17 protein-coding genes and 1 riboswitch are annotated in these 19,495 nt (G+C 72.4%); of the genes, 12 read left to right on the forward strand and 5 right to left on the reverse strand.

Translation table 11 applies throughout. From position 1 onward, the window contains the following. Nucleotides 1–224: 224 nt before the first annotated feature. The gene (locus EKH77_RS18765; RefSeq protein ID WP_126915490.1) at nt 225–1,109 is read right to left on the reverse strand and encodes an SIS domain-containing protein; all 885 of its coding nucleotides are present in this window, start codon (nt 1,107–1,109) and stop codon (nt 225–227) included. Between the two features lie 251 nt (nt 1,110–1,360). Between EKH77_RS18765 and EKH77_RS18770 the strand changes: the two genes are divergently transcribed. The 3 genes from EKH77_RS18770 to otsB all read left to right on the forward strand — a co-directional run bounded on the left by EKH77_RS18770 (nt 1,361) and on the right by otsB (nt 3,837). Further along, nucleotides 1,361–2,614 (forward strand): extracellular solute-binding protein, encoded by a 1,254-nt coding sequence (locus EKH77_RS18770; protein WP_240667418.1) that lies wholly within the window; start codon nt 1,361–1,363, stop codon nt 2,612–2,614. Between the two features lie 10 nt (nt 2,615–2,624). Beyond that, nucleotides 2,625–2,936: a DUF3263 domain-containing protein gene (locus EKH77_RS34355; RefSeq protein WP_126915492.1), complete on the forward strand. Its 312-nt coding sequence runs from the start codon at nt 2,625–2,627 to the stop codon at nt 2,934–2,936. A gap of 61 nt (nt 2,937–2,997) precedes the next feature. Then, a complete protein-coding gene (gene otsB / locus EKH77_RS18780) occupies nt 2,998–3,837 on the forward strand; it encodes a trehalose-phosphatase (RefSeq protein ID WP_126915493.1) in 840 nt (279 codons plus the stop codon). A gap of 22 nt (nt 3,838–3,859) precedes the next feature. Here the strand turns inward: otsB and EKH77_RS18785 are convergent, their stop codons facing one another. From EKH77_RS18785 to EKH77_RS18795, 3 genes are all read right to left on the reverse strand, one after another. Further along, the gene (locus EKH77_RS18785; RefSeq protein WP_126915494.1) at nt 3,860–4,609 is read right to left on the reverse strand and encodes a hypothetical protein; all 750 of its coding nucleotides are present in this window, start codon (nt 4,607–4,609) and stop codon (nt 3,860–3,862) included. A 269-nt stretch (nt 4,610–4,878) separates the two neighbouring features. Then, the gene (locus EKH77_RS18790) at nt 4,879–6,390 is read right to left on the reverse strand and encodes an alpha,alpha-trehalose-phosphate synthase (UDP-forming) (protein WP_126915495.1); all 1,512 of its coding nucleotides are present in this window, start codon (nt 6,388–6,390) and stop codon (nt 4,879–4,881) included. A gap of 106 nt (nt 6,391–6,496) precedes the next feature. Next, entirely contained in the window at nt 6,497–7,456 is a 960-nt protein-coding gene (locus EKH77_RS18795) for a glucosyl-3-phosphoglycerate synthase (RefSeq protein ID WP_126918150.1), read from the reverse strand. Nucleotides 7,457–7,628: 172 nt separating this feature from the next. Then, a riboswitch (SAM riboswitch) is annotated at nt 7,629–7,771 on the forward strand. 17 nt (nt 7,772–7,788) lie between these two features. Here EKH77_RS18795 and thrC point away from each other — a divergent pair. The 7 genes from thrC (at nt 7,789) to EKH77_RS18830 (ending at nt 16,562) form a co-directional block, all read left to right on the forward strand. Further along, nucleotides 7,789–9,084, forward strand: a complete 1,296-nt coding sequence (gene thrC, locus EKH77_RS18800) for a threonine synthase (protein ID WP_206279882.1) — start codon at nt 7,789–7,791, stop codon at nt 9,082–9,084. A gap of 106 nt (nt 9,085–9,190) precedes the next feature. Further along, nucleotides 9,191–9,466 (forward strand): MoaD/ThiS family protein, encoded by a 276-nt coding sequence (locus EKH77_RS18805; RefSeq protein WP_126915497.1) that lies wholly within the window; start codon nt 9,191–9,193, stop codon nt 9,464–9,466. Nucleotides 9,467–9,937: 471 nt separating this feature from the next. Beyond that, nucleotides 9,938–10,141 (forward strand): cold-shock protein, encoded by a 204-nt coding sequence (locus EKH77_RS18810; protein WP_004954158.1) that lies wholly within the window; start codon nt 9,938–9,940, stop codon nt 10,139–10,141. A 340-nt stretch (nt 10,142–10,481) separates the two neighbouring features. Next, complete coding sequence (gene groL / locus EKH77_RS18815) at nt 10,482–12,104, forward strand: chaperonin GroEL (RefSeq protein ID WP_126915498.1); 1,623 nt, start codon at nt 10,482–10,484, stop codon at nt 12,102–12,104. A 193-nt stretch (nt 12,105–12,297) separates the two neighbouring features. Then, on the forward strand, nt 12,298–13,947 hold the full coding sequence (locus tag EKH77_RS18820; RefSeq protein ID WP_126915499.1) for a DNA repair helicase XPB: 1,650 nt from the start codon (nt 12,298–12,300) through the stop codon (nt 13,945–13,947). A 70-nt stretch (nt 13,948–14,017) separates the two neighbouring features. Then, nucleotides 14,018–14,299, forward strand: a complete 282-nt coding sequence (locus EKH77_RS18825; RefSeq protein WP_126915500.1) for a type II toxin-antitoxin system RelE family toxin — start codon at nt 14,018–14,020, stop codon at nt 14,297–14,299. A gap of 205 nt (nt 14,300–14,504) precedes the next feature. Then, nucleotides 14,505–16,562, forward strand: a complete 2,058-nt coding sequence (locus EKH77_RS18830) for a HelD family protein (RefSeq protein WP_126915501.1) — start codon at nt 14,505–14,507, stop codon at nt 16,560–16,562. A 154-nt stretch (nt 16,563–16,716) separates the two neighbouring features. Here the strand turns inward: EKH77_RS18830 and EKH77_RS18835 are convergent, their stop codons facing one another. Next, nucleotides 16,717–17,415, reverse strand: coding sequence for a copper homeostasis protein CutC (locus EKH77_RS18835; RefSeq protein ID WP_126915502.1), 699 nt, complete (start codon nt 17,413–17,415; stop codon nt 16,717–16,719). Nucleotides 17,416–17,496: 81 nt separating this feature from the next. Between EKH77_RS18835 and EKH77_RS18840 the strand changes: the two genes are divergently transcribed. Then, a complete protein-coding gene (locus tag EKH77_RS18840; RefSeq protein WP_126915503.1) occupies nt 17,497–18,147 on the forward strand; it encodes an HD domain-containing protein in 651 nt (216 codons plus the stop codon). A 67-nt stretch (nt 18,148–18,214) separates the two neighbouring features. Then, nucleotides 18,215–19,480 (forward strand): Cmx/CmrA family chloramphenicol efflux MFS transporter, encoded by a 1,266-nt coding sequence (locus EKH77_RS18845; protein ID WP_417922800.1) that lies wholly within the window; start codon nt 18,215–18,217, stop codon nt 19,478–19,480. Nucleotides 19,481–19,495: the final 15 nt, after the last annotated feature.

Genomic DNA, 19,495 nt, shown 5'->3' on the forward strand with positions numbered 1-19,495 from the left:
GCTCCAGCGGCGAAGAGCTCTTTACGCCCCTACCAGGGCCCGTCCGCCCCACCCCGCCCCCTCGCGTCACCACCCTGGGGGTGCCACCGTCGGCCAGCCCCTACCCGGGCCGATCCGTGCCGAGCAATCGGGCGGGTGGGTGGGCGAAACCCCGCGCCGAAGGCGCGGAAACCCCCACGGCGGGCGGCCGGAAGTCGGCGGAACCCGCGCGGGAGGCGCCCCGCTCAGCCGGAAAGCACCACGCTCCGTGTCAGGTGACGCGGCGCGTCAGGGTTCAGCCCCCTCGACTCCGCCACCGCCACCGCCAGCCGCTGCGCCCGCACCAGATCCGCCATCGGATCGCCCCCATCCGCCACCAGCGTCGCCCCCGTCGCGGCCACCTCCCCCGCCAGCCCCTCCGGCAGTGGCCCGAACGACCACACCACCCGCCCCGGCCCCGCGATCGCCACCGGACCGTGCCGGTACTCCATCGCCGGGTACGCCTCCGTCCACGCCCCCGCCGCCTCCCGCATCTTCAGCGCCGCCTCCTGCGCCAGCCCGTACGCCCAGCCGGCCCCCAGGAACGTCCACTGCTCCGCCTCCACCACGGCGGCCGGCAAGGGGGCGGACAGCGCCCGTTCCGCCTCGTCCGCCACCACCGCCGCGCCGGACGGCGAAAGGCCCGCGCGCAGAAACGCCAGCGCCGTCGTCGCGAAGCGCGTCTGCACGACGGACTCCTCGTCCGCCCAGTCCAGGACGGCCACCTCCGTCGCCGCGTCCATGACGGGCGTCTTCGGATCCGCGGTGATCGCCAGGGTGGGGGTGCCCCCCGCCGCCGCCAGCACGCGCAGCACCTCCGTAGTCGTACCGGACCGCGTGATCGCCACGACCCGGTCGTACGCCCGCCCGCGCGGGAACTCGGACGCGGCGAACGCGTCCGTCTCGCCCTGCCCGGCCGCCTCCCGCAGCGCCGCGTACGCCTGGGCCATGAACCACGACGTGCCGCAGCCGGTGACGGCGACCCGTTCCCCCGGAACGGGAAGGCCGGTAGCCGACGACGCGGCGTGGGCCGCGCGGCGCCAGCTCTCCGGCTGAGTGAGAAGTTCACGATGGGTGAGGGACGGCTTCATGCGCTTGCTCCTCGTGGGATGAGCGGTCGGCGGTCGTCCCCGTGCATAGCAGGCCCCCGTGACCTGGGGGAAGGGCGATACGGCGATACCGAAGCGAAACCCCGGAGCCGTAGACCGTATGGTTGCGCGCGGGAGAAACTCACGGTCTCCACGGGACTCGCGAATCCCAGGGGGGAGATTCCACGGTCTCCACACGGCGGACACGAACCACAAGGTGGGTAGCAGTAGTGCAGCGGCGGCGGTTCTTGGGCATGACGGCGGCTGGTGCCGCGACGGCGGCGTTGGCGCCCGCGCTGACGGCGTGCGGGAGCTCCGCCCCTGGCGGCGACAAGAAGCTGAAGCTCGTCGCGGCGGACTATGGCGACAAGCCGGCCAACAGCTCCAAGAAGTACTGGGAGCAGTTCGCCAAGGACTTCGAGGCCAAGAACAAGGGCGTCAAGCTCGACGTCGAGGTCTACAGCTGGACCGAGGTCGACAAGAAGGTCGCCGACATGGTCGCGGCCGGCAAGGCCCCCGACATCGCGCAGATCGGCGCGTACGCCGACTTCGCCGCGGCCGGGAAGCTCTACAGCGCCGACCAGATGATCTCCGTGCCCACCCAGGCGGACTTCATCTCCTCGCTCGCCAAGGCGGGCGAGGTCCACCGGGTGCAGTACGGCCTGCCGTTCGTCTCCAGCACCCGCATGCTCTTCTACAACAAGGCCCTCTTCGCCAAGGCGGGCGTCGTGAAGGCGCCCGAGAGCTGGGACGAGGTCCAGGCGGCCGCGGTCAAGCTCAAGGCGGCGGGCGTGAAGATACCTTTCGGCGTGCCGCTGGGTCCCGAGGAGGCGCCCGCCGAGACCATGCTGTGGATGCTGGGCGGCGGCGGTGGCTACACCGACAACACCGGTGCCTACACGATCAGCTCCGAGGCCAACGTCAAGGCGTTCGCCTGGCTGCGCGACGAGCTCGTCGGCAAGGGCCTCACCGGCCCGAACGACCCGGCCCGCACCAACCGCCAGGACGTCTTCGACGCGTTCTGCAAGGGCGACGTCGGCATGCTCCACGGCCACCCCACCCTGATGCAGCAGGCCAGGGCCGGGAAGATCGACTTCCAGATCGCCCCGCTGCCCGGTGTCAAGGGCAAGGCGAGCTCCACCATGGGCGTCGCCGACTGGATGATGGCCTTCAAGCAGGGCGGTCACCGCGACCAGCTGGGCACCCTGCTCGACTTCGTGTTCAGCAAGGACAACGTGCTGAGCTTCGTCGGTCAGTACGACCTGCTGCCCGTGACCGAGTCGGCCTCCGCCTCGATGCAGGGCGACCGCCGCTACGAGGCCCTCTGGCCGTTCCTCTCCCAGCTCCAGATCGCCGAGTTCTACCCCGCCGACAAGACCTCCTGGGCGAAGGTCAGCGCCACGATCAAGGAGAAGATCGGCACGGTCGTGCAGAAGGGCGGCGACCCGTCCGCCGTGCTCGGCGAGATCCAGCGCGAGGCGGAGGCCGCGGAGCTCGCGGGCCGCTAGGTTGGACGACGTGAGCGACGACCAGGGCGGGCGGGACGGCCAGGGCGGGCCGGAAGGCCAAGGCGGGTCGGACGACCAAGGCGGGTCGGACGACCAAGGCGGGCTCTCCGAGCGCGATCTCGCCGTGCTCGCCCTGGAACGGCGGTCCTGGCCGGGGCCGGGCGCCAAGGAGCGGGTCGTGCGCGAGCGCCTCGGCATCACGCCCACCCGCTACTACCAGCTGCTCAACGCGCTCCTCGACGATCCGCGCGCCCTCGCGCACGACCCCGTCACGGTCAACCGGCTGCGACGGCTGCGGGACGAGCGCCGCGAGCGCCGCTGAGGCGACGGCCAAGGCCGGCATCCGCCCGCCCCCGTGGCGGGCACCCCGGTAGGGTCGCCGTATGGGCAGCCACCTCCTCCCGGAACCCGTGACCGAGGCCGGCCGTGACGGCCTGGCCGCGCTGCTGGCGCGGCCCGAACGCGCGGTCGTCGCCCTCGACTTCGACGGCACGCTCGCGCCGATCGTGCCCGACCCCGAGCGGGCCCGCGCCCACCCCGGGGCCGTGCCCGCCCTCGCCCGGCTCGCCCCGCGCCTGGGGTCGGTGGCTGTGGTGACCGGCCGCCCGGCCGGGGTGGCCGTGCGCTACGGCGGCTTCGCCGGAATCCCGGGCCTGGAGCACCTGGTGGTGCTCGGCCACTACGGCGCCGAGCGCTGGGACGCCGTCACCGGCACCGTCCACGCCCCCGCCCCGCACCCGGGCGTGGCGGCCGTCCAGGCGGAACTCCCCGGCGTACTGGACGAATCGGGCGCCTGGCGGGGCACCTGGATCGAGGACAAAGGCCGCGCCATCGCCGTCCACACCCGCCGTGCCGACGACCCCCAGGCCGCCTACGACACCCTGCGCGCGCCGCTTGCCGCCCTCGCCGAGCGCCACGGCCTGATCGTCGAACCCGGCCGGCTGGTGCTGGAGCTGCGACCGCCGGGCATGGACAAAGGCGTGGCCCTCGCCGAGTACGTCCGTGAGACCGGCGCCTCCGCCGTCCTCTACGCCGGTGACGACCTCGGCGATCTCGCCGCCTTCGCGGCGGTCGAGAAGCTGCGCACCGAGGGGGTGCCGGGCACCCTGGTGTGCAGCGGCAGCGCCGAGGTCGCCGTGCTCGCCGAGCGGGCGGATCTCGTGGTGGACGGGCCGGCGGGGGTGGTGGAGCTCCTGACGGGGCTCGCCGACAGGCTCGCTTGATCCCGCTACCCGACTGACCCCGCTACTCGCCGTCCTCCGCCTTGGGGTCCTTCGCGGCCGGCTTCTCGTTCGTCAGGCCCAGCGCCGACAGCGCGGTCGTCCAGTCCTTGACGATCGCCTGCTGGGCCTTCGCCAGCTCCGTCTTCCCCGAGCAGATCGCGGCCTTGAGCTTGCTCTCGACCACGTCCTTGGGATTGTTGGGCCCGGCTCCCGTCTTGTGGCCGGGGGAGGGCGGCTGGACCCACAGGTTGCGCGGGTCGTTGGGGTCGCCGCCGAGCTGGAGGCTGATGAGGTGGTCGTACTCGGCGTCCTTCAGCGAGCCCTTGTAGCCGTAGGACGCCGCGTTCGCGGTCTTCTCCCGGCTGGTGATGTTGGTGCCGGGGCGGATGTCGGCGGTGTAACCGCTGCGGCAGATGGTGGTCTTGAGGGTTGCCTGGGTGACCTTGGGATTGGTCGCGCCCGGGGTGCACTTGGGGTCCGGGAGGGGTTCCTTGGCGGCGGTGTACCGGTAGGCGCAGGTGCCCGGTTCGGGCTGCTTCTGGACGGTGTACGAGCCCTGGGGGCCCGGACCGGCCGGAACGGTGACGCCTCCGGCTGAGGGAGAGGACGAGGACGGGGACGAGGTGCCCGAGGGAGAGGCCGAGGCGTCGGCCTTCGCGGCCTTCGAGCCGGCGTCCTTGCCGCTGTCGGAGCCGGAGGAACAGCCGGTGGCGGTGACGGCTATGAGCGTGGTGGCGGCCGCGGCGGCGGCCCAGCGCGGAGCGTTCGGCATGGGTGCATGGCTACCCGTCCGCTCCGCGGGGGGTGCCGGGCGGTGGAGGCGTCGGCCCGCACGAACGGGGTGCGCGAACGCGCCGCGCGCGCCCCGTCAAGGGGCGCGGGGCAGTGTCGATATGCGGCTACCGCCGCGCGGGCGCGACCAGCCCCCACCGGCCCGCACGGGTGGTCGCGCGAAAGCGCCGTGCGCTCCGGCGGGGTGGGCGGCTGCGGGCCGTCCGTGGCCGTTCGCGCAGTTCCCCGCGCCCCTACGGGGCGTACCCCCTACGTGGCGTCCCCCTCCAGCGCATGCAACTGCTCCGTGAACCAGCGAGCCGGCGGTAGCCGGGTCGCCGCCGCGGCCAGGCGTTCGGCTCGTTCCGCGCGCTCGCCCGGGTCCATCAGGAGGGCAACGTGCAGGGCGCGTGCCGTCGCTTCGACGTCGTACGGGTTGACGACGATCGCCTCCCCGGCGAGCTCCGCCGCCGCCCCGGCCTCGCGGGACAGGACGAGGACGCAGCCGTGGTCGGAGACGGCCGGGACCTCCTTGGCCACCAGGTTCATGCCGTCGCGAATGGGGTTGACCAGCGCCACGTCCGCCATCCGGTAGGCGGCCAGGGAACGGGCGAAGTCGTCCTTCACATGCAGGATCACCGGCTGCCAGTCCGCCGTGCCGAACTCCGCGTTGACCGAATCCGCGACGCGCTTCACCTCGGCGGTGTAGTCGCGGTAGACCTCCAGGTCCTGCCGGGAGGGGTAGGCGAAGGCGAGGTGGGTCACCCGGCCCCGCCAGTGGGGGTGGTCCTCCAGCAGCCGGCGGTAGGCGTGGAGGCCGCGGACGATGTTCTTGGACAGCTCCGTGCGGTCGACCCGCAGGATCGTCCGGCGGCCGGGCCCGATCTGCTCCCGCAGCGCCGCCAGCCGCTCCTCCACGTCCGGCCGGTGCGCGCGCTCGCGCAGGAAGTCGGCGTCCGCGCCGAGCGCGTGGACGCCGAGCAGGGTCGTACGCCCCGCGAAACGCACCGCCGCCGCGCCCCCGTGCTCCTCGCGCACCACCTCGGCTCCCAGGACGTCCGCGCAGCACGCGGCGAACGCCTCCGCCCAGCGCCGCGTCAGGAAGGCGGCCCGGTCGCCGCCGAGGACGCCGCGCAGCACCTGCTCGGCGACGTCGTCCGGCAGCAGCCGGTAGTAGTCCGGCGGGGCCCACGGGGTGTGGGAGAAGTGGCCGACGCGCAGGTCGGGGCGGCGGGCGCGGAGCAGCCCGGGGACGAGGGTGAGGTGGTAGTCCTGGACGAGGACGACGGCACCCTCCGCCGCCTCCTCGGCGATCGCGTCCGCGAAGGCGCTGTTGTACGCCTCGTAGGCCGCCCACTGCGACCGGAACTCCTTGTCGAATACCGGTTCGAGCGGGGTCTGCCAGAGCATGTGATGGGCGAACCACAGCACGGAGTTGGCCACGCCGTTGTACGCGGCGGAGAACGTCCCGGCCGGGATGTCCAGCATCCGCACCCGCAGCCCGCCCGTGTCGGCCGGGTCGAGTCTTCGGCCCGCGCGGGACGCCGCCAGCCGGTCGCCCTCGCCCAGCGCGGCGCACACCCACACCGCCGCCGCGCCCCGCGGATCCCGTCCGATCTCGCTCAGCCCGGACACCAGCCCGCCGCCGCCCCGCCCGGCCACCAGCGAGCCGTCCTCGCGTGTCGAGTACGAGACCGGCCCCCGGTTGGACGCCACGACGATGGGCGCGGCGGCTACCGGGGCTGCGGCTACCGGGACGGGCGGGGGATGCTCAGCGACCATGACGCCAGCCTTGCCCCCGGCGAACCGCTCAAACGTACGCACGGCTCGTCGGGTGCCACACGGGGAACATCCCGTTCCCCGTCCGGACGCCCGGAAGCCCGGACGGCTACGCCGCGCGCCGCCGGGCGTACTCCGGTATCTCCGCCATCGGCGGCCGCTCCTCCGTGTCCACGGCGTACGTGCGCGGCACGAACCCCTCCGCCGTGCGCTCGAACTGGGTGAGCGCCGGACGCACCAGATGGCCCCGGGCCAGCCGCAACTGCGCCGTGCGGTAGATCGTCGCGGCCATCCGGCCCAGCGCCCGGCCGTCCTGGTGGCGGTGCTTGCGCACGCCCACGTCGACCTGCGCCAGCGCGTCCAGGCCCACCGTGTGCAGCGCGTCCACGAGCAGGCCCAGCTCCACGCCGTAGCCCACGGGGAACGGCAGCCGCTCCAGCAGCGAGCGGCGGGCCGCGTACTCGCCGCCCAGCGGCTGGACGAAGCCCGCGAGCTGCGGCCAGTGGAGGTTCAGCAGCGGGCGCGCCACCAGCTCGGTGACCCGGCCGCCCTGCCCCGCGACCTCGCCCAGCGGACGGTCGTACATCGCCTTGACGAACTGCACCCCGGGATCGGTCAGCAGCGGGCCGACGATCCCCGAGACGAAGTCGCCGGAGAAGTCCTTCAGGTCCGCGTCGACGAAGCAGACGACGTCGCCCGTCGTCGCCAGCAGGGACCGCCACAGCACCTCGCCCTTGCCCGGCAGCGCGGGCAGCCGCGGCAGGATCTCGTCGCGGTGCACGACGCGCGCGCCGGCCGCCGCCGCGACCTCGGCCGTCCGGTCCGTGGAACCGGAGTCCAGCACCACCAGCTCGTCCACCAGCGGCACGGCCCCCGGCCCGCCGTCCGCCGTCAGCTCGCGGCGGATCGTCGCCACGATCTCGCCGACCGTCGCCTCCTCGTTCAGCGCCGGCAGCACCACGCTGACCGTGGTGCCCGTGTCGCCCTTGGCGGCCAGCAGCTGGTCGAGCGGACGGTCGGCGGCGGACCAGGACCGCTGGGCGAGCCAGCGCTCCACCTCTTCCAGCACGTGCATGACTCCTCGTCGTTGATCGTCGGTGATCGTCGCTGTGACGCATCTCGCGGTTCGGACGGCCCTCTCAAGCGGCCACCCCTTCCGTTACAGTCTTGAACAACGCGGACGGCCGTCCTATGTCGGGGGTCGTCACGCGCACAAACGCCCGGCTGCGCCCGGGCCATACCGCTCATCCAGAGGGGCAGAGGGACACGGCCCGTTGAAGCCCCGGCAACCCTCCAGCCGGTCTCGGTCATACGACGCGAGGCTCCCGGCGGGGAAGGTGCCAAATCCGTCTCGTGGTGACGTTCGCCGCGAGGAAGATGAGGAGAAAGGGCCTCGCCTCCATGGCTGTCGAAGCCGTTGAAAGTCGTACCTCCGTACCTCGCGCCACCGCTTCCTTCGGACCCGCCGTCGCGCTCTCCTGCCGCGAGTGCGGCGAGCGCTTCCCGCTCGGTCCCTCCTTCGCCTGCGTGAGCTGCTTCGGCCCCCTCGAGGTGGCCTACGAGCTCCCCGTCGGCGACCCCGAGTCGCTGCGCCGCCGCATCGAGGCCGGACCCGCGAACATCTGGCGCTACGCCCCCCTGCTGCCGGTCCCCGCCGACGTCGCGGACCGGCCGAACCTCAACCCCGGCTTCACCAAGCTCGTCAAGGCCGACAACCTCGCCCGCGAGCTGGGCGTCACCGGCGGGCTGTACGTCAAGGACGACTCCGGAAACCCCACGCACTCCTTCAAGGACCGCGTCGTCGCCATCGCCGTCGAGGCGGCGCGCGCCTTCGGCTTCACCACCCTCTCGTGCTCCTCGACGGGGAACCTTGCCGGAGCGGTGGGCGCCGCGGCGGCGCGCGCGGGCCTTCGGTCCTGTGTCTTCATCCCGCACGACCTGGAGGCCGGCAAAGTTGTGATGGCCGCTGTCTACGGCGGCGAGCTGGTGGGGATCGAGGGGACGTACGACGACGTCAACCGCTTCTGCAGTGAGCTCATCGGCGACCCGCTGGGCGAGGGCTGGGGCTTCGTCAACGTCAATCTGCGGCCCTACTACGGGGAGGGCTCCAAGACCCTCGCGTACGAGATCTGCGAGCAGCTGGGCTGGCGGCTGCCGGACCAGATCGTGGTGCCGGTCGCCTCGGGCTCGCAGCTGACGAAGATCGACAAGGGGCTGAAGGAGCTCGTCGCGCTGGGGCTGGTCGAGGACCGCCCGTACCGGATCTTCGGCGCGCAGGCCGAGGGGTGCGCGCCGGTCTCGCGCGCCTTCAAGGACGGGCACGAGGTGGTGCGGCCGGTGAAGCCGGACACCATCGCGAAGTCCCTGGCCATCGGCAACCCGGCCGACGGGCCGTACGTGCTCGACATCGCCCGGCGCACGAGCGGGGCCGTGGAGGACGTGGACGACGAGCGGATCGTCGAGGCGATCCGGCTGCTGGCCCGGACGGAGGGGATCTTCGCGGAGACGGCGGGCGGGGTGACGGTCGGGGTCACCCGGAAGCTCCTGGAGGACGGGCGGCTGGACCCGTCCCTGACCACCGTCGTGCTCAACACGGGCGACGGGCTCAAGACGCTGGACGCGGTGGCGGCGGGGCCGACCGCGACGATTCCGCCTTCGCTGAGCGCGTTCCGGACGGCGGGGCTCGCGGGCCTTTGAGCCGGGGCCTCACTGGCCTTTAGGCCCCTCACGGGCCTTTAAGCGAGGCCATTGCCGAGCGGGCCCATTGCCCGGCCGTTTACTACCTCAAACCAAAGGTGATCCCATGAGCGTCAGCGTCCGCATTCCCACCATCCTTCGCACCTACACCTCCGGTAAGGCAGAAGTTTCCGCCGAGGGAGCCACTCTCGGTGAAGTCATCGCCTCCCTGGAGAAGAACCACCCCGGAATCGCCGCCCGTGTTCTCGACGAGGGCGGAAAGCTGCGCCGTTTCGTGAATGTGTACGTCAATGACGACGACGTACGGTTCGAGGGCGGACTGGAAGCAGCCACTCCGGATGGCGCCGGGGTGTCGATCATTCCGGCGGTCGCCGGCGGCTGACCGGGGAGGCCCCGAAGCCCTTCCTGGGCAGGCCTCCCGGGGCCGGACCCTTGGCCCGACCCTTCCGAAGCGTTCCTGCGGAATTCACCGGAATCACCCCGCCCGTAAAACGGACGGGGTGATTCCGTCTGTTGAACCGCGATACAGTTGGGGCGTTCCCCCTCCGGTGTCACTGCCGAACGCATATGAGAACCCGTCAAGTTGTGCCCACGACATGTGCACGAATTGCCGGGTTGGTTGCGTTATGCCCGGTCCGACTTGCCCGAGAAGCTGGCGAAATAGGTAGTAATAACCGATCGGCCGCGCCCGGAATTCTCGTCCGACTGACCTGTTGCAGACGGCATCCGTGCAGATACATTCAGCGGCGGTCGACGCGTTCCGGCGCACACCCCCATCCTGTCTGGGGGTGAGGTCTGACCCGGGTCCGCGAGGTGCGGTCCTGTGCAAGGGCCAGTAATAGGGGAGTTAGGCATGGCTCAGGGCACCGTCAAGTGGTTCAACGCGGAGAAGGGGTACGGCTTCATCGCGGTCGACGGTGGTGCGGATGTTTTCGTCCACTACAGCGCGATCCAGATGGACGGCTACCGCACCCTCGAGGAGGGGCAGCGGGTCGAGTTCGAAATCTCGCAGGGCCAGAAGGGGCCGCAGGCGGACATGGTCAAGGTGACCGCCTGACCGGCGCGCATCGACCACCGGCTCACTCAGCTCGCCGAGGGGCCCGCGTCTCCACGACGCGGGCCCCTCGCGCGTCCGCGTCAGGTCCGGGTCGCCTCCGGGCACGTCCAGGTGTGGGGTCATCCGGCACGGGGCAGGTTGGTGTGAGGCGCTTGCACTCGCAGGGGTCGAGTGCTAATCATTGGGCTTAGCACTCTCCGAGTGAGAGTGACAGATTTGGACCGTCGGTGAGGTCGGCGAGCCAAGCGGGGCAAGGAACCGCGAGGCACGCAGGCCGTCCGTCGCGGGCACCAGCGCGGTCCGGAGCAGTCTCCACCCCGTCCTGGGAGGACCACTTCACATGGCCAAGATCATCGCGTTCGACGAGGAGGCACGGCGCGGTCTCGAGCGCGGGATGAACCAGCTCGCCGACGCCGTCAAGGTCACCCTCGGCCCCAAGGGCCGGAACGTCGTCCTCGAGAAGAAGTGGGGCGCCCCCACGATCACCAACGATGGTGTGTCCATCGCCAAGGAGATCGAGCTCGAGGACCCGTACGAGAAGATCGGCGCCGAGCTGGTCAAGGAGGTCGCGAAGAAGACGGACGACGTCGCCGGTGACGGCACGACGACCGCGACCGTCCTCGCCCAGGCGCTCGTCCGCGAGGGCCTGCGCAACGTGGCCGCCGGTGCCAACCCGATGGCCCTGAAGCGCGGTATCGAGAAGGCCGTCGAGGCCGTCTCCGCCGCCCTGCTCGAGCAGGCCAAGGACGTGGAGACCAAGGAGCAGATCGCCTCCACCGCCTCCATCTCCGCCGCCGACACCCAGATCGGCGAGCTCATCGCCGAGGCCATGGACAAGGTCGGCAAGGAAGGCGTCATCACCGTCGAGGAGTCCCAGACCTTCGGTCTGGAGCTGGAGCTCACCGAGGGTATGCGCTTCGACAAGGGCTACATCTCGGCGTACTTCGCCACCGACATGGAGCGTATGGAGGCCTCGCTCGAGGACCCGTACATCCTGATCGTCAACTCGAAGATCAGCTCGGTCAAGGACCTGCTGCCGCTCCTCGAGAAGGTCATGCAGTCCGGCAAGCCGCTGCTGATCATCGCCGAGGACGTCGAGGGCGAGGCCCTGTCGACCCTGGTCGTCAACAAGATCCGCGGCACCTTCAAGTCCGTCGCCGTCAAGGCCCCGGGCTTCGGCGACCGCCGCAAGGCCATGCTGGGCGACATCGCCATCCTCACCGGTGGCACGGTCATCTCCGAGGAGGTCGGCCTCAAGCTGGAGAACGCCGGTCTCGACCTGCTCGGCCGCGCCCGCAAGGTCGTCATCACCAAGGACGAGACGACCATCGTCGACGGTGCCGGTGACAGCGAGCAGGTCCAGGGCCGCGTCAACCAGATCCGCGCCGAGATCGAGAACAGCGACTCGGACTACGACCGCGAGAAGCTCCAGGAGCGCCTGGCGAAGCTGGCCGGCGGCGTGGCCGTCATCAAGGCCGGTGCCGCCACCGAGGTGGAGCTCAAGGAGCGCAAGCACCGCATCGAGGACGCCGTCCGCAACGCCAAGGCCGCCGTCGAGGAGGGCATCGTCGCCGGTGGTGGCGTGGCCCTGCTCCAGGCTTCCTCGGTCTTCGAGAAGCTCGAGCTCGAGGGCGACGAGGCCACCGGTGCCGCCGCTGTGAAGCTGGCCCTGGAGGCCCCGCTGAAGCAGATCTCCGTGAACGCCGGCCTCGAGGGCGGCGTCATCGTGGAGAAGGTGCGCAACCTGACCCCGGGCCACGGCCTCAACGCCGCCACGGGCGAGTACGTCGACATGATCGCCGAGGGCATCATCGACCCGGCGAAGGTCACCCGCTCCGCCCTGCAGAACGCCGCGTCCATCGCCGCGCTGTTCCTGACCACCGAGGCCGTCATCGCCGACAAGCCGGAGAAGGCCGCCGCGGCCGCTCCGGGCGGCATGCCGGGCGGTGACATGGACTTCTGATCGACCTGACAGGTTGATCGACCGTCCTGCGGTCCACCGGGGCGGCACCCTCACGGGGGTGCCGCCCCGGTGGCGTTTCCGGGGCCCGGGCCCGGGGCCTTTTCGGGCGGCCCCACCCGTCGGCGGTGAATAAGGGACACTGGAAGCTTGTCCCGCACCACGGGCGGGACCGAGGAGAGCGGAAGGCCGAGGCGTGAGCGGACCCCTGATCGTCCAGAGCGACAAGACCCTGCTGCTGGAGGTGGACCACGAGCGTGCCGACGAGTGCCGGCGTGCCATCGCCGCCTTCGCGGAGCTGGAGCGCGCGCCCGAGCACATCCACACCTACCGGGTGACCCCGCTGGGGCTGTGGAACGCGCGGGCCGCCGGGCACGACGCCGAGCAGGTCGTCGACGCGCTCGTCTCGTACTCCCGCTACCCCGTGCCGCACGCCCTGCTCGTCGACATCGCCGAGACCATGGCCCGCTACGGGCGGCTGAAGCTGCTCAAGCACCCGGTGCACGGGCTGGTGCTGGAGAGCACCGACCGGCCCGTGCTGGAGGAGATCCTCCGCTCGAAGAAGATCAAGCCGCTGGTGGGCGCCCGGATCGACCCGGACACCGTCGCCGTCCACCCCTCCGAGCGCGGCCAGATCAAGCAGACGCTGCTCAAGCTGGGCTGGCCCGCCGAGGACCTCGCCGGGTACGTGGACGGCGAGGCGCACCCCATCGAGCTCGCCGAGGACGGCTGGGCGCTGCGCCCGTACCAGCGGCAGGCCGTGGAGGGGTTCTGGCACGGCGGCTCGGGCGTGGTCGTGTTGCCCTGTGGCGCCGGCAAGACGCTCGTCGGCGCGGGCGCGATGGCCATGGCGAAGGCGACGACGCTGATCCTGGTCACCAACACCGTCTCCGCGCGTCAGTGGAAGCACGAGCTGGTGAAGCGGACGTCCCTGACCGAGGACGAGATCGGCGAGTACAGCGGTACGCGCAAGGAGATCCGTCCGGTCACCATCGCCACCTACCAGGTGCTGACGACCAGGCGGAAGGGCGTCTACCCGCATCTGGAGCTCTTCGACTCCCGCGACTGGGGCCTGGTCGTCTACGACGAGGTGCACCTGCTGCCGGCGCCCGTCTTCAAGTTCACCGCCGACCTCCAGGCCCGGCGACGGCTCGGGCTGACCGCGACGCTGGTGCGCGAGGACGGGCGCGAGTCCGACGTCTTCTCCCTCATCGGGCCGAAGCGCTTCGACGCGCCCTGGAAGGAGATCGAGGCGCAGGGCTATATCGCCCCCGCCGACTGCGTCGAGGTGCGCGTCAACCTCACCGACTCCGAGCGGCTGGCCTATGCGACGGCCGAGACGGAGGACAAGTACCGGTACTGCGCGACGACCGCCACCAAGCGGAAGGTCACGGAGGCCCTGGTGCACAAGCACCGGGGGGAGCAGACGCTGGTCATCGGCCAGTACATCGACCAGCTCGACGAGCTGGGCGAGCACCTGGACGCGCCCGTGATCAAGGGCGAGACGACCAACGCCCAGCGCGAGAAGCTCTTCGACGCCTTCCGGGCGGGCGAGATCTCGGTGCTGGTCGTCTCCAAGGTCGCCAACTTCTCGATCGACCTGCCGGAGGCGACGGTCGCCATCCAGGTGTCGGGCACCTTCGGCTCCCGGCAGGAGGAGGCCCAGCGGCTGGGCCGGGTGCTGCGCCCGAAGGCCGACGGGCACGAGGCGCGCTTCTACTCGGTGGTCGCCCGGGACACGGTCGACCAGGACTTCGCGGCGCACCGCCAGCGGTTCCTCGCGGAGCAGGGGTACGCGTACCGGATCGTGGACGCGGACTCGCTGCTGGCGGGGGAGGACGCCTGATCCGCTCCCCGTGAGGGGGCCCACTCGGTACGCTGGCGGGGGAATCGCGCCATGGCAAGGAGAGAGCGACATGTCTCACCAGGACATCTACGAGGTGCTGTACACCGAGCCGGCGGCGCGTGACCGCGATCGGCTGGACCCTGTGCGCAGGGCTTCGTTCGAGAAGGCGATCGAGATCCTGGCGCGCGACCCCTACACGGAGCTGTCGCGGCCCATCGGCGCCGGTGAGCAGGACAGGGAAATCCGGCTCACGTCGCAGATCGTGGCCGAGTACATGGTGTCGCGGGGGCGTCTGCTGCTCGTGGTCCTGCGGATCTTCGACGACGCGGACATCCTCCTGGCCGAGGACTGAGCCCGCGCGGGGCGGGTGAGCAGGGGCGCGCCGGAAAATCATTCGCGCGCCCTGGGGACGACTGACTACAATCCACCCTTCCCGCCGCCTCCTGACCAGCTGTACGGGAGCGCGCCGCCGTCCGGACGGAAACCGGCGGCTTCCTCTCGTCCGCCGTACGTCTGGAGGCTCCGCCGTGCCCGCGCAATCCATGACCGCGCAATCCATGACCGCGCAATCCGTCAACGCGAACGATCCCCTGGAGCGCGAGCGTGCCCATCTCGCCTCGTCCCGCGCCGCGTTGCGGGCGATGCGGGCCGATGTGGAGGCGCTCGACATCAAGGACGTCACGGCCAACTGGGTGAACGCCGCCGTCCTCCAGCGGCAGATCGACGAGCGCATCGCCGCCCTCGCCGATCTCGCGCACACCCCGCTCTTCTTCGGCCGGCTGGACTATCTCCACGCACCCGGGGCGGAGAAGGCCGAGGGGGCCGAGGGCGAGCGGTTCTACATCGGGCGGCGGCACGTCCACGACGGCGACGGCGACCCGATGGTGATCGACTGGCGCGCGCCGGTCTCCCAGCCGTTCTACCGGGCCTCGAAGAAGGACCCGATGGACGTCGGGACGCGCCGCCGGTTCGGTTACACCGGCGGCGAGTTGACCGCCTACGAGGACGAGGACCTCACGGACGCGGCGGGCGGCGAGCAGGCGAGCCGGCTGCTCCAGACCGAGATCGAACGGCCGCGCGTCGGCCCCATGCGGGACATCGTCGCGACCATCCAGCCCGAGCAGGACGAGATCGTCCGCGCCGGCATCGGCGGCACGGTGTGCGTCCAGGGCGCGCCCGGCACCGGGAAGACGGCCGTCGGGCTGCACCGAGTCGCGTACCTGCTCTACGCCCACCGCGAGCGCCTCGCCCGCACCGGCACGCTCGTCATCGGCCCGAACCGGTCCTTCCTCCGCTACATCGAGCAAGTGCTCCCCGCCCTGGGTGAGTTGAACGTCGCGCAGGCGACCGTCGACGACCTCGTCGGTCATGTGGAGGTGCGGGGCGCGGACTCCGCCGACGCCGCGCGGATCAAGGGCGACGCCCGGATGGCCGAGGTGCTGCGGCGCGCGGTGCGGGCGGGGGTGACGATGCCGGTGGAGCCGGTGGTCGTGGTGCGCGGGTCGCGGCGCTGGCGGGTCCCGGCGTACGAGATCGAGGAGATCGTGCGGGAGCTGCTCGACCGCGACATCCGCTACGGCGCCGCGCGCGACGCGCTGCCGCAGCGCATCGCGCACGCCGTGCTCGTCCGTATGGAGGAGGCCGGCGAGGCCCCCGACGACCGGGTACAGGACGCGGTCGCGCGCAACGCGGCCGTGAAGGCGGCCGTCAAGGCCGTGTGGCCGGCCGTCGACCCGGCGAAGCTGGTGCTGCGGCTGCTGTCCGACGCGGAGTTCCTGGCGGAGCACGCGGCCGGGGTGCTGACGGAGGACGAGCAGCGGACCGTGCTGTGGGCCCGGCCGGCCCGGAGCGTCCGGTCGGCGAAGTGGTCGGCGGCGGACGCGGTGCTGATCGACGAGGCGACGGACCTCGTGGCGCGCACCCCGTCGCTGGGCCATGTGGTCCTGGACGAGGCCCAGGACCTCTCGCCCATGCAGTACCGCGCGGTGGGCCGCCGCTGTACGACCGGTTCGGCGACGATCCTCGGCGACCTCGCGCAGGGCACGACGCCGTGGGCGACGTCGAGCTGGGCGGAGGCCCTGACCCACCTGGGCAAGCCGGACGCGGCGGTGGAGGAGCTGACGCAGGGCTTCCGCGTGCCGCGCGAGGTCATCGCGTACGCGTCGCGGCTGCTGCCCGCGATCGCGCCGGGGCTGGCGGCGGCGACGTCCATGCGGGAGTCGCCGGGCGACTTCGCGGTACGGGCGGTGGCGCTCGACGGGCTGGACGACGCGGTGCTCGCCGCGTGCGGGGAGGCGCTGGCGCGGGAGGGATCCGTCGGCCTGATCGCGGCGGACGCGCGGGTCGCGGTGCTGGGCGAGCTGCTGACGGCGGCGGGGCTGCCGTACCTCGCGCCGGGCGAGGAGACGACGGAGGCGGCACGGCTGACGCTCGTACCGGCGTCGCTGGCGAAGGGCCTGGAGTACGACTACGTCGTGCTGGACGAGCCCGCGGCGGTGGTGGCGGGGGAGCCGGACGAGCGGACGGGGCTGCGGCGGCTGTACGTGGCGCTGACGCGGGCGGTTTCGGGGCTGACGGTGGTGCATGCGGAGCCCTTGCCGGGGGCGCTGGGGTGAGCTTGCCGGGTGTGCCGGGGCGGCCGGGTGCGGTTGTTCGGCACCGCCGGGCCGGTACGTCTCGGCTGAGCGCCGTCGCGGCGGGAAGGGGCCCCTGTCCCGCCCCTTCCCGTTTCCCGGGGCTCCGCCCCGGACCCCCGCGCCGGGCCCCGCGCTAGCCGTCCAGTGCCGCGCGCCACGTGCGGACCGCGTCGGCCGAGACCGGTGAGTCCCAGCCGGAAGGGCGCGCCGCGCCGCCGATGTGGAAGGCGGTGAGGCCCGCCGACCGCAGCACCGGCACGTGCTTGAGCTTCAGCCCGCCGCCGACCATGATCTGCGGCTCGTAGCCGGGTTCGTCGCGGCGCGTCGCCTCGGCGAGGAGCGTGGCGAGGCCGTCGTCGACGCCGGAGGCGGAGCCGGCGGTGAGGTAGGTGTCGAGACCGGGCTGGTCGGCGAGCTGCTTGCGCAGCGCGTCGCGGTCCGCCGCGCGGTCGATCGCGCGGTGGAAGGTCCAGCGGGCCCGGGGCCCGACCGCGTCGGCGAGGGCCGCCACCGCCGGGAGGTCGGCCCGGCCGTCGTCGGTCAGGAAGCCGAGGACGAACTCCTCCGCGCCTTCCGCCCGCAGCGCCCGCGCCGTGCCGCACAGGGCCTCCAGCGCCGCCGCGCCGCCCGCCGCGAAGCCGTCCGCGGCGCGCAGCATCACCCGCACGGGGATGTCGACGGCGTCCCGTACGGCGGCGAACGTCTCCCGGGCCGGCGTGAGGCCGTCGGCGGCCATGTCGCTGACCAGTTCGAGCCGGTCCGCACCTCCGGCCTGTGCGGCCGCCGCGTCCTCGGGGCCGAGCGCGATTACCTCAAGAATTGGTCTAGACATGTACTCAAGCCTGCCACACGCGCGGGCCGTGCACGCGGCCGTCCCCTCAATCACCCCTCCTACGGGGCACATAATCGAGTCATGGCAGCCACGAGTCCCCACGAGGCCCTGCACGCCCGCTGGCGGGAGACCGTCGAACGGGTCCGCACCGTCGACGGGCCGGACCCCGGCCCGTACGCCGACGACCTCCTGGCGCGCTGGGGGGAGCCGCAGCGCCGGTACCACACGGTCGACCACCTCGCCGCCGTCCTCGGCCACCTCGACGCGCTGGCCCCCCACGCCGAGGACATCGAGACCGTCCGGCTCGCCGCCTGGTTCCACGACGCCGTCTACCGCCCCGACCGCTCCGAGAACGAGGAGCGCTCCGCCCATCTCGCCGAGCGCGCCCTGCCCGAGCTGGGCCTGGACCACACCCGTACCACCGAGGTCGCCCGCCTCGTCCGGCTCACCACCAGCCACGACCCCGCCCCCGGCGACCGGGACGGCGAGACCCTCTGCGACGCCGACCTCGCCGTCCTCGGCGGCACACCGCACGAGTACGCGCACTACGCGGCGGCCGTCCGCGAGGAGTACGGCTTCGTGCCCGACGACGTCTTCCGCGAGGGCCGCGCCGCCGTACTCCGCCAGCTGCTGGCGCTGCCCCGGCTGTTCCGCACCCCGCTCGGCCACGACCGCTGGGAGCTGCTGGCCCGGCGCAACCTCACGGCCGAGCTGGAGCTGCTCACCGGCTGAGACGACCGAGGGGACTGAGGGGACTGAGAGGACGAGGGGAATACCTCCGGTGGTGATCATGCTGGCCATGGGTATGCCGCCGAACTCCATACCTCGCCCCACGTCGTCCATGCCCGCCGCCGTGTACGTCCTCGGCCTTTCCGTGTTCGCCCTCGGAACGTCCGAGTTCATGCTGTCCGGGCTGCTCCAGCCCATCGCCCGCGACATGGACGTCTCCATCCCGCGCGCCGGGCTGCTGGTGTCCGCGTTCGCCATCGGCATGGTCGTCGGCGCGCCCGTGCTCGCGGCGGCGACGTTGCGGCTGCCCCGCCGGACGACGCTGGTGGCGCTGCTCGCCGTCTTCGGCCTGGGCCAGGTGGCGGGGGCGCTCTCGCCCTCGTACGGGGTGCTGTTCGCGTCCCGGGTGGTGAGCGCGCTGGCCTGCGCCGGGTTCTGGGCGGTCGGCGCGGCGGTGGCCGTGTCGCTGGTGCCGGCGGACGCCCGCGCCCGGGCCATGGCGGTGATGGTGGGTGGCCTGTCCGTCGCCAACATCGTCGGCGTGCCCGCGGGCGCGCTGCTGGGGCAGCACGCGGGGTGGCGCGCCGCGTTCTGGGCGGTGGCCGCGCTGTCGGTGCTCGGGCTCGCCGGGGTGCTGGCGCTCGTGCCGACGACCGCGCGTGCGGGCGGCCCGGACGCGCCGCGGCTCCGTGACGAGCTGGCCATCTACCGCGACCGGCAGGTCTGGCTCGCGCTGATCGCCACCGCGCTCAACGCCGCCGCCGTCTTCTCCCTCTTCTCGTACCTCGCCCCGCTGCTCACGGAGACCGCCGGGCTGAGGGAGTCCTGGGTCCCGACCGTGCTCGCGCTCTTCGGCGTCGGGGCGCTCATCGGGACGGCCATCGGCGGGCGGATCGCCGACGCGCACCTGTTCGGCACGATGTACGGCGGGATCGCGGCGTCCGCCGCCGTGATGACGCTGCTGGCGCTGACCGCGCACCTGGCGGTCGCGGCCGTGGCGCTCGCGCTGCTGCTCGGCGTCGCGGCGTTCGTCACGGCGCCCGCGCTCAACGCGCGGATGTTCAACGTCGCGAACGCGGCGCCGACGCTCGCGGGGGCGACGACGACGTCCGCGTTCAACATCGGCAACACGGTCGGGCCCTGGCTGGGCGGCCTCGTCATCGCCGCCGGGTGGGGCTACCCGGCGGTGGCCGGCCTCGGGGCGCTGCTCGCGGTGCTGGCACTGGGGACGACGGCCATCGCGTCGCGGCTGCACCACGGGACGTCGCGGGTCGTGGCGGGCGGAGCGGGTGCCTCGGCCGAGTCCGGCACCGCCGGGCTCGTACGTCGCGGCTGAGCCCTGCCGCGACGG

The organism is Streptomyces luteoverticillatus (assembly GCF_003970715.1).
Lineage (GTDB): Bacteria > Actinomycetota > Actinomycetes > Streptomycetales > Streptomycetaceae > Streptomyces > Streptomyces abikoensis.

What these genes read in the sequence shown, in the direction of transcription:
- EKH77_RS18765 (WP_126915490.1), bottom strand. Translation starts at nt 1,109, where the DNA reads ATGAAGCCGTCCCTCACCCATCGTGAACTTCTCACTCAGCCGGAGAGC.
- EKH77_RS18770 (WP_240667418.1), top strand. Translation starts at nt 1,361, where the DNA reads ATGACGGCGGCTGGTGCCGCGACGGCGGCGTTGGCGCCCGCGCTGACG.
- otsB (WP_126915493.1), top strand. Translation starts at nt 2,998, where the DNA reads ATGGGCAGCCACCTCCTCCCGGAACCCGTGACCGAGGCCGGCCGTGAC.
- EKH77_RS18785 (WP_126915494.1), bottom strand. Translation starts at nt 4,609, where the DNA reads ATGCCGAACGCTCCGCGCTGGGCCGCCGCCGCGGCCGCCACCACGCTC.
- EKH77_RS18790 (WP_126915495.1), bottom strand. Translation starts at nt 6,390, where the DNA reads ATGGTCGCTGAGCATCCCCCGCCCGTCCCGGTAGCCGCAGCCCCGGTA.
- thrC (WP_206279882.1), top strand. Translation starts at nt 7,789, where the DNA reads ATGGCTGTCGAAGCCGTTGAAAGTCGTACCTCCGTACCTCGCGCCACC.
- EKH77_RS18805 (WP_126915497.1), top strand. Translation starts at nt 9,191, where the DNA reads ATGAGCGTCAGCGTCCGCATTCCCACCATCCTTCGCACCTACACCTCC.
- EKH77_RS18810 (WP_004954158.1), top strand. Translation starts at nt 9,938, where the DNA reads ATGGCTCAGGGCACCGTCAAGTGGTTCAACGCGGAGAAGGGGTACGGC.
- groL (WP_126915498.1), top strand. Translation starts at nt 10,482, where the DNA reads ATGGCCAAGATCATCGCGTTCGACGAGGAGGCACGGCGCGGTCTCGAG.
- EKH77_RS18825 (WP_126915500.1), top strand. Translation starts at nt 14,018, where the DNA reads ATGTCTCACCAGGACATCTACGAGGTGCTGTACACCGAGCCGGCGGCG.
- EKH77_RS18830 (WP_126915501.1), top strand. Translation starts at nt 14,505, where the DNA reads ATGACCGCGCAATCCGTCAACGCGAACGATCCCCTGGAGCGCGAGCGT.
- EKH77_RS18835 (WP_126915502.1), bottom strand. Translation starts at nt 17,415, where the DNA reads ATGTCTAGACCAATTCTTGAGGTAATCGCGCTCGGCCCCGAGGACGCG.
- EKH77_RS18840 (WP_126915503.1), top strand. Translation starts at nt 17,497, where the DNA reads ATGGCAGCCACGAGTCCCCACGAGGCCCTGCACGCCCGCTGGCGGGAG.
- EKH77_RS18845 (WP_417922800.1), top strand. Translation starts at nt 18,215, where the DNA reads ATGGGTATGCCGCCGAACTCCATACCTCGCCCCACGTCGTCCATGCCC.